Annotated in this window: 14 protein-coding genes; all 14 read left to right on the forward strand. The window is 55.5% G+C overall.

Features of this window, described 5'->3' with window-relative positions:
* The first annotated feature begins 1 nt into the window (after position 1).
* The 14 genes from gspD to K5621_RS00850 all read left to right on the forward strand — a co-directional run bounded on the left by gspD (position 2) and on the right by K5621_RS00850 (position 12603).
* Positions 2-2125: a type II secretion system secretin GspD gene (gene gspD, locus K5621_RS00785; RefSeq protein WP_100144357.1), complete on the forward strand. Its 2124-nt coding sequence runs from the start codon at positions 2-4 to the stop codon at positions 2123-2125.
* The gene (gspE, locus tag K5621_RS00790) at positions 2118-3683 is read left to right on the forward strand and encodes a type II secretion system ATPase GspE (protein ID WP_100144355.1); all 1566 of its coding nucleotides are present in this window, start codon (positions 2118-2120) and stop codon (positions 3681-3683) included. Before gspD ends, gspE begins: the two co-directional genes overlap by 8 nt.
* A 3-nt stretch (positions 3684-3686) precedes the next feature.
* The gene (gene gspF, locus K5621_RS00795) at positions 3687-4910 is read left to right on the forward strand and encodes a type II secretion system inner membrane protein GspF (protein ID WP_100144353.1); all 1224 of its coding nucleotides are present in this window, start codon (positions 3687-3689) and stop codon (positions 4908-4910) included.
* Between the two features lie 49 nt (positions 4911-4959).
* Positions 4960-5394 carry a type II secretion system major pseudopilin GspG gene (gspG, locus tag K5621_RS00800; RefSeq protein ID WP_100144351.1) on the forward strand — a complete coding sequence of 145 codons (435 nt, stop codon included), beginning with the start codon at positions 4960-4962 and terminating at the stop codon, positions 5392-5394.
* Position 5395: 1 nt separating this feature from the next.
* Positions 5396-5968: a type II secretion system minor pseudopilin GspH gene (gene gspH / locus K5621_RS00805; protein ID WP_221050199.1), complete on the forward strand. Its 573-nt coding sequence runs from the start codon at positions 5396-5398 to the stop codon at positions 5966-5968.
* Positions 5955-6338 carry a type II secretion system minor pseudopilin GspI gene (gspI, locus tag K5621_RS00810; RefSeq protein ID WP_100144347.1) on the forward strand — a complete coding sequence of 128 codons (384 nt, stop codon included), beginning with the start codon at positions 5955-5957 and terminating at the stop codon, positions 6336-6338. Before gspH ends, gspI begins: the two co-directional genes overlap by 14 nt.
* Positions 6319-7050 (forward strand): type II secretion system minor pseudopilin GspJ, encoded by a 732-nt coding sequence (gene gspJ / locus K5621_RS00815; RefSeq protein WP_221050200.1) that lies wholly within the window; start codon positions 6319-6321, stop codon positions 7048-7050. Before gspI ends, gspJ begins: the two co-directional genes overlap by 20 nt.
* On the forward strand, positions 7050-8039 hold the full coding sequence (gene gspK, locus K5621_RS00820; protein ID WP_221050201.1) for a type II secretion system minor pseudopilin GspK: 990 nt from the start codon (positions 7050-7052) through the stop codon (positions 8037-8039). Before gspJ ends, gspK begins: the two co-directional genes overlap by 1 nt.
* Positions 8040-8087: 48 nt before the next feature.
* Positions 8088-9278 (forward strand): type II secretion system protein GspL, encoded by a 1191-nt coding sequence (gene gspL / locus K5621_RS00825; RefSeq protein ID WP_221050202.1) that lies wholly within the window; start codon positions 8088-8090, stop codon positions 9276-9278.
* Complete coding sequence (locus tag K5621_RS00830; RefSeq protein ID WP_221050203.1) at positions 9279-9758, forward strand: type II secretion system protein M; 480 nt, start codon at positions 9279-9281, stop codon at positions 9756-9758.
* Between the two features lie 9 nt (positions 9759-9767).
* Positions 9768-10529 (forward strand): type II secretion system protein N, encoded by a 762-nt coding sequence (locus tag K5621_RS00835; protein ID WP_221050204.1) that lies wholly within the window; start codon positions 9768-9770, stop codon positions 10527-10529.
* A 195-nt stretch (positions 10530-10724) separates the two neighbouring features.
* Positions 10725-11288 carry an ADP compounds hydrolase NudE gene (gene nudE / locus K5621_RS00840; RefSeq protein WP_100144336.1) on the forward strand — a complete coding sequence of 188 codons (564 nt, stop codon included), beginning with the start codon at positions 10725-10727 and terminating at the stop codon, positions 11286-11288.
* Between the two features lie 60 nt (positions 11289-11348).
* Positions 11349-12161 (forward strand): 3'(2'),5'-bisphosphate nucleotidase CysQ, encoded by an 813-nt coding sequence (cysQ, locus tag K5621_RS00845; RefSeq protein WP_100144334.1) that lies wholly within the window; start codon positions 11349-11351, stop codon positions 12159-12161.
* A 4-nt stretch (positions 12162-12165) separates the two neighbouring features.
* A complete protein-coding gene (locus K5621_RS00850; RefSeq protein WP_221050205.1) occupies positions 12166-12603 on the forward strand; it encodes a GNAT family N-acetyltransferase in 438 nt (145 codons plus the stop codon).
* Positions 12604-12655 lie beyond the last annotated feature (52 nt).

Raw genomic sequence — 12655 nt, forward strand, 5'->3', positions numbered from 1 at the left:
AATGAACAATAAACGGATTCGAACCAAGCTTATCGCTGGTCTGGTAGCCTCTGCAGCCTTGTTTACCCAGCAAAGTGCTTGGTCTGAACAATATGCGGCCAACTTTAAAGGCACCGATATTCAGGAATTTATCAACATAGTTGGTAAGAACCTCAATAAGACCATCATTGTCGACCCCACCATACGCGGCAAAATCAATGTCCGCAGCTATGACATGCTCAACGATGAGCAGTATTACCAGTTTTTCCTCAACGTGCTGCAGGTCTACGGCTATGCCGTGGTCGAGTTGGAAAACAATGTCATCAAGGTGATTAAAGACAAAGACGCCAAGACCTCTTCCATTCGGGTTGCCGATGACAAGGCGCCTGGGCTGGGTGATGAGATGGTGACCCGCATTGTGGCGCTGTACAACACAGAAGCCAAGCAACTGGCGCCTTTGCTGCGTCAGCTCAATGACAACGCCGGTGGCGGTAACGTGGTCAACTATGATCCTTCCAATGTGTTGATGATCACCGGCCGTGCCAATGTGGTCAACAAGTTGGTGGAAATTGTGCGCCGGGTAGACAAGCAGGGCGACACCGAAGTGCAGGTAGTGCCCTTGGAATACGCCTCTGCCGGTGAGATGGTACGGATCATAGATACCCTCTATCGCGCCAGCGCCAACCAGGCACAACTGCCGGGACAGGCGCCCAAGGTGGTGGCCGACGAGCGGATCAATGCCGTGGTGGTCAGTGGCGATGAACGCAGTCGTCAACGGGTAGTCGAGCTTATTCATCGTCTCGACGCCGAGCAGGCCAGCACGGGTAACACCAAGGTGCGTTATCTGCGTTATGCCAAGGCCGAAGACCTGGTGGAAGTGCTGACCGGTTTTGCCCAAAAGCTGGAAGCTAAAGATGGCGCCACGCCGACTCCAGGTAGCGCCGCTGGTAAACGCCGCAATGAAATCAATATCATGGCCCATGAAGACACCAATGCCTTGGTGATCAGTGCCGAGCCGGATCAGATGCGCACTCTGGAGAGTGTGATCAACCAGTTGGATATCCGCCGCGCCCAGGTGCTGGTGGAAGCCATCATAGTCGAGGTCGCCGAAGGGGACGATGTGGGCTTCGGCATTCAGTGGGCCACCGAGGCTGGCGGCGGTACTCAGTTCAACAACCTGGGCCCCACTATAGGGGAGATAGGCGCGGGTATCTGGAATGCGCAGGACAAGAAGGCTTCCCAGACCTGTACCGGTTCGGGTGACAACCTGACCTGTACCGATAACCCTGACGTTAAAGGCGATATCACTCTATTGGCCCAGGCGCTCGGTAAGGTAAACGGTATGGCCTGGGGTGTGACCATGGGCGACTTTGGTGCCCTGGTGCAAGCTGTGTCCAGCGATACCAACTCCAACGTGTTGGCGACGCCTTCTATTACCACCCTGGATAACCAGGAGGCCTCCTTCATTGTCGGTGACGAAGTGCCTATCCTCACCGGTGCGCAAAACTCCAGTAATGGCAACAGCAACCCATTCCAAACCGTTGAACGTAAGGAAGTCGGGGTCAAGCTCAAGGTGGTGCCACAGATCAACGAAGGCAACGCGGTTAAACTCACCATTGAGCAGGAAGTGTCTGGCATCAATGGCAAGACCAATGTGGACGTGACCTTTGCGACTCGTCGCCTGACGACTACCGTAATGGCCGACTCTGGCCAAATCGTGGTGCTGGGGGGACTGATCAACGAAGAGGTGCAGGAAAGCGTCCAGAAAGTGCCTTTCCTGGGCGATATCCCGATTCTGGGACACCTGTTCAAGTCATCCAGCAGCGGCAAGAAGAAAAAGAACCTGATGGTGTTTATCAAGCCGACCATCATCCGTGATGGTGTCACCATGGAAGGCATTGCCGGCCGTAAATACAACTACTTCCGTGCTTTGCAGCTGGAACAGCAGGAACGTGGTATCAACCTGATGCCGAGGACTGATGTACCTATTCTGGAAGAGTGGAGCCAGGAAGAATACCTGCCACCCGAAGTCAATGAGATCCTCGATCGTTACAAGCAGGGTAAGGGACTGGATACCAAGATGCGTAAGACAGACTCCACCCTGAAGACCTTGGAAGAAAACAAGCAGGACGAAGCCGATGAGTGAAGTCCAGCCGCCAACAGACGATCTGGCTCAGGTTTCCAGTGAACTGGCGCTGACCGCCGAGGCCGAGAGTGACGAGCTGTTTCATTCAAGCAGCCGTGAGCGACTGCCGTTTGCCTTCGCTCACAGATACAATCTGGTGCTCAGTAAAGGCCAAGATGAACGGCTGACCCTCTATTACACCCAGGCAACACCTTTGTCTGTGTTGTTTGAGGTGCGTCGCTACGCCGGCCAGGAACTGCCGCTGCACAAACTGGAAGCCAATGAGTTTGAGCGCTACCTGACTCAGGCCTATCAGAGTAACTCTTCCGAGGCGCAGCAGCTGATGGAGGACATAGGCAATGAGATGGATCTCTTTACCCTGGCAGAAGAGATGCCGCAGACCGAAGATCTGCTGGAAGGGGAAGATGATGCACCTATCATCAAGCTGATCAACGCCTTATTGTCTGAAGCCATCAAAGAAGAAGCCTCGGATATTCACATCGAAACCTACGAGAAGCAGCTGGTGGTGCGTTTCCGGGTCGATGGCGTGCTCAAGGAAGTGCTCAAGCCGAACCGTAAGCTTTCATCACTCCTGGTATCGCGGATCAAGGTTATGGCCCGTTTGGATATCGCCGAGAAGCGGGTGCCGCAGGATGGCCGGATCTCACTGCGTATCGGTGGCCGCGCCGTGGATGTGCGGGTATCGACCATGCCATCGAGCCACGGCGAGCGGGTCGTGCTGCGTCTGCTGGACAAGAACGCCGGTAATCTGGACTTGGCACAGCTGGGGATGAAAGACAGCATACGTCGCCAGTTTGATGAGCTGATCCGTAAACCCCACGGCATTATTTTGGTCACCGGCCCTACGGGTTCGGGCAAGAGTACCACCCTCTATGCGGGTCTGACCGAGATCAATCACAACGACATCAACATACTCACAGTTGAAGACCCGATCGAATACGAGCTGGAAGGCATAGGCCAGACCCAGGTCAACACCAAGGTGGACATGACCTTCGCCCGCGGCTTGCGGGCCATTTTGCGTCAGGATCCTGATGTGGTGATGATAGGGGAAATCCGTGACCTGGAAACGGCGCAGATTGCGGTGCAGGCCTCACTCACAGGTCACCTGGTGATCTCTACCTTGCACACCAACACGGCTTCCGGCGCCATTACCCGCTTGCAGGACATGGGCGTTGAGCCTTTCCTGGTGTCTTCCAGTCTGCTGGGGGTGCTGGCTCAGCGCCTGGTGCGGACTCTATGCAACGAATGTAAGGAAGCCCATGCCCCGGATGCCCGCGAACGTGAACTCCTAGGCATAGGCGATGAAGACGCGGTAATCTATCGCGCCAAGGGCTGCAAGAGCTGTGGCCATAACGGCTATCGTGGCCGTACCGGGATCCATGAACTGCTGCTGGTGGACGACAATGTCCGCGAACTCATTCACGGCGGCCGTGGCGAATTGGCGATTGAAAAATATATTCGTCAGCACAGCCCCAGCATTCGCCATGACGGCATGGTCAAGGTGCTGGCGGGGATCACTACCCTGGAAGAAGTGCTGCGCGTGACCCGCGAGGAGTAATTCATGGCGGCATTCGAGTATAAGGCGCTCAATCAAGCCGGAAAGCAGGTCAAAGGGGTTATCGAAGCCGATACCGCCAGACAGGCCCGCAGTCAGCTGCGTGAGCAGAAGCTGATGCCGCTGGATATCGCCCCGGTCACCGAAAAGGAAGCCAAGGCCAGCAGTGGCAGTTGGTTGGCCCGGCGCAAGAAGATCTCTGTGGCCGAATTGGCGCTGATCACCCGCCAGATAGCGACCCTGGTCGCCGCCGGTTTGCCGGTGGAAGAGGCCCTCAAGGCAGTGGGCCAACAGTGTGAGAAGGACCGTCTCGCCTCCATGGTGATGGCGGTACGCTCGCGGGTGGTGGAAGGCTACTCGCTGGCCGACTCCATGGCCGAGTTTCCCCATGTGTTTGATGATCTCTACCGCGCCATGGTGGCCTCGGGTGAAAAGTCCGGCCATCTGGAAGTGGTGCTCAATCGCCTAGCGGACTACACGGAGCGGCGCCAACAACTCAAGACCAAGCTGACCCAGGCGATGATCTACCCCATAGTGCTGACCACAGTGGCTATCGGCGTCATCGCCGTGCTGCTGGCGGCCGTGGTGCCCAAGGTGGTTGGCCAGTTCGAACATATGGGTCAGGAGTTGCCCGGTACCACCCAGTTTTTGATTGCCGCCTCTGACTTTGTTCAGCATTACGGCTTGTTCGTCCTGGGCGCGATAGTATTGCTGGCGCTGCTGTTTCAGAAGATGCTCACCAAGCCCGCCTTCAAACTCAAGTATCACAAGCTGTTGCTGCGTTTGCCTGTGGTGGGCAAAGTCAGTAAGGGGTTGAATACTTCACGCTTTGCCCGAACCTTGAGTATCCTCAGTGCCAGTTCAGTGCCGCTGCTCGATGGCATGCGGATTGCCAGTGAGGTCTTGTTGAATGTGCGGGTGCGTCAGGCCGTGGAAGAGGCCACGGCCAGAGTGCGCGAGGGAACCAGTCTGGGGGCGGCGCTGACTAATACCAAGCTGTTCCCGCCCATGATGTTGTATATGATAGCCTCGGGCGAGAAGAGTGGTGAGCTGGAGCAGATGCTCGAGCGCGCCGCAGATAACCAGGACAGGGAGTTCGAGTCCAACGTCAATATCGCCTTGGGGGTGTTTGAACCCCTGTTGGTGGTGAGTATGGCCGGGATAGTGTTGTTTATTGTTCTGGCGATTTTGCAACCGATATTGGCGCTCAACAATATGATTAGTGGCTGAGTCTCATTTCACCGCAGCCATTTGAGGTTTTTTAGGAGGAAGTAAGTTAATGCAAAGCAACAACAGACAGAAAGGTTTTACCCTGTTGGAAGTAATGGTGGTGATAGTGATCCTGGGGATCTTGGCCTCCATGGTGGTACCCAATCTGATGGGTAACAAGGACAAGGCAGACCAACAAAAGGCGGTGTCTGACATAGTCGCATTGGAAAACCAGCTGGACATGTACAAGCTGGACAACAGCGTGTACCCCACAACCGAACAGGGGCTGGAAGCTCTGGTCGAGAAGCCGACCATTTCTCCTGAGCCACGCAACTATCGTGACGGCGGTTATGTTAAGCGCCTGCCTATGGATCCCTGGGGCAATCCTTACCTGCTGATGAGCCCGGGCGAACACGGCAAGATCGACGTCTTCAGCTCAGGCCCTGACGGCCAACCTGGCACAGAAGACGACATAGGTAACTGGAATCTGCAAGACTTCCAATAAGATGCAAATTGGGCGCTCACGGGGTTTTACCCTGCTGGAAGTGATGCTGGTGGTGCTGCTGATGGGGCTGGCAGCTACGGCTGTGACCATGACCATGGGGGATAGCGGCCCCAAGCAGCAGTTAACCCGTGAGGCGCAGAGGTTTATGGCGGCCACCGAGACAGTGCTGGATGAAACTGTACTCAGTGGCCAGTTTATCGGCATAGTGGTGGACAAGGATAAGTACCACTTCGTGCTGTTTAAAGAAAACAAATGGCAACCGCTGGAGCAGGACAGACTGCTGGCCGAAAAGCAGTTGCCGGAAGGCATTACGCTGTCGGTCGAGCTCGAAGGCTTGCCTTTGGTGCAGGAAGATGAAGAACAGGACTCCTGGTTCGATGAGCCCTTTATCGAGTCGGATGCGGACAAGAAGAAGTTTCCCGAGCCGCAGATCATGCTGCTGCCAAGTGGCGAAATGACCGCTTTCGAGCTGAGCTTTATCGCTAGCGATAGCCTGGGCGAAACCGTCGAGGTGCTGGTCAGCGGCGATAGCCTGGGGCGGCTCAAACTGGGGAGATTCGATGATTTCGAATAACCCAGCCCGGCAAAGGGGGATGACGCTGCTGGAGGTGATAGTCGCCCTAGCGGTATTTGCCATTGCTGCGGTGGCCATTACCAAGAGCCTAGGCGATCAGATTGCCAATATGCCGATTCTGGAACAGCGCACCCTGGCGCAGTGGGTGGCCGATAACCAGATGGTGGACGCCAGGTTGGAAAAGGGCTTTCCGGCCCTAGGGCGTAAAGATGGTCGCAGTGAACTGGCAGGCCAAACCTGGTATTGGCGCAAAGAAGTGGTCAAGACCACAGATGATAATTTTCGGATGATCCGTATCAGTGTCAGTGATGATGACAAATTCGAGCGGATCATCGCTCAGGTGAACTCATATGTACTCAAGCAGGAATAGCGGCTTTACCCTGCTGGAGATGCTGATCGCCATAGCGATCTTCGCCATGCTGGGGCTGGCGGCCAACGCCGTATTACAAACTGTGCTGAAAAATGATGAGGTCACCCGTGACTTTTCACAGCAGCTCAAGTACCTGCAGCAGGGCTTTGGGGTATTGGAGCGGGATCTGGGACAGATGGTGGCCCGTACTCCTAGGCTGCTAGAGGGCGGCCGTGGCAACACAGTGCTGCAGACCGGGACAGATATGCTGGATTCTGAATCCGAGGCGCTGGTGTTCTTTCGTCTCGGTTGGCTTAATCCGGGTGGTTTGCTGCCAAGAGGCAGCCTGCAATCTGTGGCCTATGTAGTGCAGGAGGGGCGGTTCGAGCGTTGGTACTACCCCTATCCCGAGCCGGAGTTTGGCGCCGAAGCGATTAAAACCGTATTGATGGACAGGGTGTTATCGGTCAAGTACGCGTTTTTTGTCGAGGATAAATGGCAGCGTCAGGTCGATGCCAGTAAGTTGCCCAAGGCGATCGCCATAGAGATAGAGACTGAGGATAGAGGCATCATTAGCCGCAAATTCCTGTTACCGGTTGGGGCCCCCGCGGCCGACAAACAGGATGACAATGGCGGCGGTGCCAATAACGGCAACCAGGACGATGAACCGCAGGAGCCGGGAGCCGATGGCCAGGAGGACGATAACTCTGGTCAAGGCAAGGAGGAGCTCTGATGGGAGGCAAACAAAGAGGTGTCGCCCTAATAGTGGTGTTGCTGATAGTGGCGATTGTGGCCGTGCTGGCCACCAGTATTACCGGGCGCAACCAGTTGTCGGTGCGCAGAACCTTGAACCTGGCGCAGTACGACCAGGCTTACTGGTATGCTATTTCGGCCGAAGAGTTGGCGCGTAAGGTATTGAAACAGGATTTGGATGACTCGGAAGGTCGGGTGCATCTGCAGCAATACTGGGCCATGGCAGATGTGCTGTTTCCGGCGGAAAACGGTGAAATCGGTGGCACCATTTCTGACCTTCGCAGCTGCTTTAACCTCAATGCCTTGAGTGTCAACAGCAAAGAGGCCGACGGCCAGTCGCAAAAGATGCCGCTGGCCGCAAGACAGTTCAAGGGGTTGTTGGAATCCCTGGGGATGGATGAGTTCGGCGCTGAGCGGCTGACGCATACCCTGAAAGATTATCTGGATGAGGACTCGATAACCTCACCCTTCGGCGCCGAAGATGCCGAGTATGAAGCAAGGGTGGTCCCTTATCGGGCGGCCAATACCTTAATGAGTCACAGCAGTGAGCTGCGGGCCGTGTTTGGTTTTAACCAAGAGACTTATCGCATTTTAAGGCCCTATGTTTGCGCCATACCGGGAAATGACCGACAGTTGCTGAACGTCAATACCATCAAGGTCGAGCAGGCAGCACTGTTGGCCGGCATGCTGGAAAATAAGATCTCGGTAGGTGAGGCCGAAAGCATTATTAACCAACGCCCCGCAGAGGGCTTCGACAAGATAGAAGATTTCTGGGCGTTGGGATCGCTGACCACTATTGCCAGTCAAGACGATCAGCTCAAGTCCAGTTTTGTGGTCGACAGTAAGTTTTTCAAGCTGGAGGCCAAGGCCAGGGTGGATGATGCCCTGTTCCGTTTGGAGAGCATGCTGCACGTAGTGGGTGGTAATCAGCTCGAAGTGTTGACCCGGCAATATGGCGGACAAGAATAACAAGACAAGCCCCTAAGCCTCCAAGGCCAGGGATTGTGGAGAATAATAGTGAGTGAACGCTTATTTATCCGTTTAGGCAAAAATCTGGGCTCGCCCTGTGCTTGGGTCGTTTGGTCTGAGCAGGAACAGGAGATTATCGCCTCGGGAGAACTGGCTGATGCGCGGTCACTGGAGACCTTGGCGCAGCGGGCCGGTAATCGCCCTGTCGATGTGTTGGTGCCGGCCAGCGCCCTTCAGCTCACCTCGGTTGAGCTGCCGGAAAAGGGCCAACGCCAGGCTTTAAAGGCGTTACCTTTTCTGCTTGAAGATACCCTGGCCCAGAATGTTGATGAGCTGCACTTTGTGGTTGGCCCCCGCAGTGGCGAGAGCCTGAGTGTCGTTGTCGTTGCTCACGAACAGATGCAAAACTGGCTCTCCTGGCTGAATGAGGCAGGGCTCAAGGTGCGTAAAATGGTGCCAGATTGCCTGGCACTGGAGCGGGAAGACTGTGATTGGGCCTTGATGGCCTATGAAGATCAGCTGTTGCTGCGTACCGGCGAAGGCATGGGGATGAGCATGCCCAAGGAGTGGCTGCAGCCCTTGCTGCCTGGACTGCTCGAAGAGCAGCAAACCGCGCCGAGCCTGGCCTGCTATACCGAATTTCAATGGCCAGAGCTGGAGTGTCGGCAGATGCCGCTGGAGATGCCCATGCTGGTGTTGGCCAAAGGTGTGCTCAAGTCGCCTATCAATCTGCTGTCCGGCCCCTATGTCCCCAAGCGTGAATACAGCAAGCACCTGCTGCTTTGGAAGCGAGTAGCCGTTGTTGCCGCTGTCGCGCTGCTGCTCGGTCTGGTCAACAAGGGACTCAATATCCATCAGATGCAGATCGAGGCCGATGAGTTGAAGGCTCAGAGTGAAAGCATTTATCGCCAGGTGGTTCCCGGCAGTTCGCGGATAGTCAATCTGCGCTCGCAGCTGGAGTCTCAACTCAGAACCCTGCAGGGCAGTGGTTCGGGTGGTGAGTTCTTTGTCATGCTGGATGGACTCGAAGGTGCCTTTAAACAAGTGCCGGATCTCAAGCCCAACAGCCTGAGATTTGATGCCGGGCGGAATGAAATCCGTATGCAGGTGACGGCCAAGAGCTATGCCCAGATAGAGCAGTTTAAAGAGTTGGCCGGGCGTCAATTCCGTCTCGAAGGCGGGGCGATGAACAGTACTGACAATGCGGTCACCAGTACCCTGACCCTAAGGAGCAAATAAATGGAAAATTTGCGTAACTGGTGGGAATCACTGGCACAGAGGGAGCAACAGCTGGTCGCTGCCATGGTGGTGATAGTGGCTGTTGGTATCCTCTACTGGGGGATCTGGACGCCGATCAGCAATGCCGAGCAGCAGGCGCAGAAGAGCCTCAATGCTCAGACCCAGATGCTCAGCTTTGTGAAACAGACGGCCAATAAGATTGCCGGTATCAAACAGAGTGGTAACAGACCGGCTCTCAAGGGCAGTCTCAGCACTGTGGTGACCCAGAGCGCCGCCAGCTATGACCTGGAGATCACCCGCATGGCACCACAGGGAAAACAGATCCAGATCTGGATGGATGAAGTGCCCTTCGATAGCCTGATCTCCTATCTTGGTGATCTGGTACAGAAACAGGGCTTGTCGCTGGATAGCCTGGATCTGGCCGAGGGTGATAGCCCTGGCATGGTGAAAGTCAGACGAATCCAGTTATCTCAGTCGTAAGGTGTTGTCTTGAAACTGATTAGTAAAATAATACTCTGTGTGCTGATCTACCTGGCATTTATGCTGGCACTCTTCCCTGCACGCTTGGCGGTTTCGCTGGCACCTTTGCCAGCCAATCTGCAGCTTGGTGGCGTCAGCGGCACCATCTGGAGCGGCAGCATTGATGTGATTAAGTTGCAGCAACGTCAGTTGGAGCAACTGAGTTGGGAGCTCAGCCCCTGGGCGCTGCTTACCGGCAGAGCCAAACTGGACTTCCAGCTGGGCAGTCGCGCCAGTGCCGTCAATGCCAAGGGCCAAGTCACCCTGGCTGCCGGTGGCATCAGCGCTGAGAAGCTGCGTTTTGAGGCTCCTGCCGAGTTTCTCTTGGCCGGCAGTCGTCTGCCATTTCGCACTCAGGTAAGCGGTGAACTCTCAGTGTTACTGGACACCCTAGAGCAAGGCCAACCTTGGTGTGAGGCTCTCGGCGGTAAAGTCTTTCTCAACCGGGTTGGCATCAAGAATCAGTTTGGCCAGTATCCTTTGGGAGACATAGAGCTCGGTCTGCAGTGTGTTGCCGGTCAGGTACAACTGGCGACCGATGAGGAGAAAAACGCCATAGGCGTGGCCGGTACCTTGCTGCTCAAGGCCAATGAGCAACTTGAGGTCAAGGCTCGCATTCGTGAGACTCAGGCTCAGTCTGAAGATCTGAAAAAAGCTTTGCCATTTCTGGGCAAGCGTGATGCCCAGGGATATTTCCCCATCAATTACAACGGCAAGATCCCGGGCTGGTGATAAGTCGGCAGTCGGGGGTCTCGGCTGCCGTTTAGTCAACTCGCCTCTTATGCCGATCTCAACGTTTCCGTGGCGGTATTCAGCCGTCCAACATCCTAAATGGCCCGGCAAACGCTGCGGCTCTGTTATTTCGTGTGAATTGGTATAACATGTAGCCTGAGTCACATTTTCAGTTCGTCAGCGTCAGAGGCCTCTATGACAGAGCGGCAGAAGAAGCCGGAAATATTACACACCGAAGTTGTCGCCCGCAGTCGTCTGTTTCAAATTGAACAGGTACATCTGCGTTTCTCCAATCAAGAGGAACGCCATTACGAACGGATGAAAGGCGCCAGCCGCGGCGCCGTGATGGTGGTGCCGGTTCTCAATGGTGAGTGGCTACTGCTGGGCAGTGAATATGCCGCGGGTACCCATAACTATGAGCTGGGCTTTCCCAAGGGGTTGATCGACCCGGGTGAATCCGCCGCCGAGGCCGCCAACCGTGAATTGCAGGAAGAGATAGGTTACGGTGCCCGTAAGCTGACCAAGCTGAAGGAGTTGAGCCTGGCCCCCGGGTATTTTGCCAGCAAGATGCAGATTTTCCTGGCCGAAGATCTCTACGAGAGCCGCCTGGAAGGCGATGAACCTGAACCGATAGAACTGGTTCCCTGGCCGCTGGCGCGCTGGCAAGAACTGCTGGATATGAATGATTTTTCAGAAGGACGCAGCGTCAGCGCCTTGTTTTTGGCGATGAAACAGCTGAAACTGACTGAGTCACCCTAAAAATTGGCCACTCCCGGCCACTGACTTTTGCTTATCCGATGGAAGGCGTTTGGAGTAGTTATGAAGCCAGAAGAGTTGATAGATCACGTTATTGCCATTGCAACGGAAGCGGGGCAGAAAATTCGTCAGATCTACCAACAAGGCAGTTTCAGCAAGGAAACCAAGGAAGACAACACCCCTGTCACATCGGCCGATATTGCCGCCCATAATATTATCTGCAGCAGCCTACAGGCATTGACCCCGGATATTCCGGTTTTGTCCGAGGAAGCCGCCGATATTCCCCTCTCTGAACGTGGCCACTGGCGCCGTTATTGGCTGGTGGATCCCTTGGATGGCACCGGAGAGTTCATTGCCGGCAGCGGCGACTTCTCGGTCATTATCGCCCTGGTCGAGCATAACCGCCCCATCATGGGCGTGGTTTATGCACCCATGACGGAGGTGTGTTACTACGCCATCGCAGGTCTTGGTGCTTACAAACGTACTCCCAAGGCTGAGTTGAGAATTCATAGCAAACAGTTGCCGAAAGAACAGAGCCACTCTCTGCGTCTGGCGGTCAGTCGCCGTCAGGATCCTCAGTCTGTGCTCAAGCTGTTCAATCAACCCAAACATTGTGAGCTCGTGGTGCTCGGCGGCGCGGCGCTCAAGAGCTGCCTGGTTGCCGAGGGCAGGGCAGATTGCTATGTGCGGGTGGGCCCCACGGGCGAGTGGGATACAGGCGCGGCGCAGATCATCATAGAAGAAGCCGGTGGCCAGTTGATGGATACCGAGTTGCAACCCCTGACCTACAACGAACGTGAGTCACTGGAAAACCCCAACTTTATTGTGGTCGGCTCCCCTCATCTCGAGTGGGACAAGATGTTGGCCGGAGACTGAACAGATGCAGATAAGACCAATATCCAGAGCCGATCTGGATGCCGTATTGGCCTTGGAGCTGGCAACCTTCGGTGAGCACTGCTACCCGGACTTCTTTTTCCGTCAGGCGCTGGATGCCTGGCCTTCGGCCTTTCTGGGGGCCTTTGTCGATGGGAAATTGGCCGGTTATCTGCTGCGGGTGACTGGCGAGCAGCCGAGACGCCATTGGTTGTTGTCACTGGCCGTGTCTCCTGCGCAGCAAGGCCAAGGGATAGGCAAGTGCTTGCTCAGTACTTGTCTGGATGATTGCCGCCATGGTGTCGATGAACTGCTACTGACGGTCGCGCCGGATAATCCTGCACGCCATCTATACAGCCGCATGGGGTTTGAAAACCTGGGGCTGGAAGCCGACTATTTTGGCGTTGGTGAGCACAGGTTGCTGCTGCGCTGGCAAGCTCAATAGCCACAGCGTTGCGCTCGCCCCGGTGGTTGGGTGAGCGCGCCTGGCCGTGGTT

The organism is Shewanella carassii (genome assembly GCF_019670705.1).
In the GTDB taxonomy this organism is placed as follows: domain Bacteria; phylum Pseudomonadota; class Gammaproteobacteria; order Enterobacterales; family Shewanellaceae; genus Shewanella; species Shewanella carassii.

Excerpts from the sequence above, each read along its gene's own strand:
- gspJ (WP_221050200.1), top strand. The coding sequence starts at position 6,319 with ATGTACTCAAGCAGGAATAGCGGCTTTACCCTGCTGGAGATGCTGATC.
- gspK (WP_221050201.1), top strand. The coding sequence starts at position 7,050 with ATGGGAGGCAAACAAAGAGGTGTCGCCCTAATAGTGGTGTTGCTGATA.
- gspE (WP_100144355.1), top strand. The coding sequence starts at position 2,118 with ATGAGTGAAGTCCAGCCGCCAACAGACGATCTGGCTCAGGTTTCCAGT.
- gspH (WP_221050199.1), top strand. The coding sequence starts at position 5,396 with ATGCAAATTGGGCGCTCACGGGGTTTTACCCTGCTGGAAGTGATGCTG.
- gspI (WP_100144347.1), top strand. The coding sequence starts at position 5,955 with ATGATTTCGAATAACCCAGCCCGGCAAAGGGGGATGACGCTGCTGGAG.
- K5621_RS00830 (WP_221050203.1), top strand. The coding sequence starts at position 9,279 with ATGGAAAATTTGCGTAACTGGTGGGAATCACTGGCACAGAGGGAGCAA.
- cysQ (WP_100144334.1), top strand. The coding sequence starts at position 11,349 with ATGAAGCCAGAAGAGTTGATAGATCACGTTATTGCCATTGCAACGGAA.
- gspD (WP_100144357.1), top strand. The coding sequence starts at position 2 with ATGAACAATAAACGGATTCGAACCAAGCTTATCGCTGGTCTGGTAGCC.
- nudE (WP_100144336.1), top strand. The coding sequence starts at position 10,725 with ATGACAGAGCGGCAGAAGAAGCCGGAAATATTACACACCGAAGTTGTC.
- gspF (WP_100144353.1), top strand. The coding sequence starts at position 3,687 with ATGGCGGCATTCGAGTATAAGGCGCTCAATCAAGCCGGAAAGCAGGTC.
- gspG (WP_100144351.1), top strand. The coding sequence starts at position 4,960 with ATGCAAAGCAACAACAGACAGAAAGGTTTTACCCTGTTGGAAGTAATG.
- K5621_RS00850 (WP_221050205.1), top strand. The coding sequence starts at position 12,166 with ATGCAGATAAGACCAATATCCAGAGCCGATCTGGATGCCGTATTGGCC.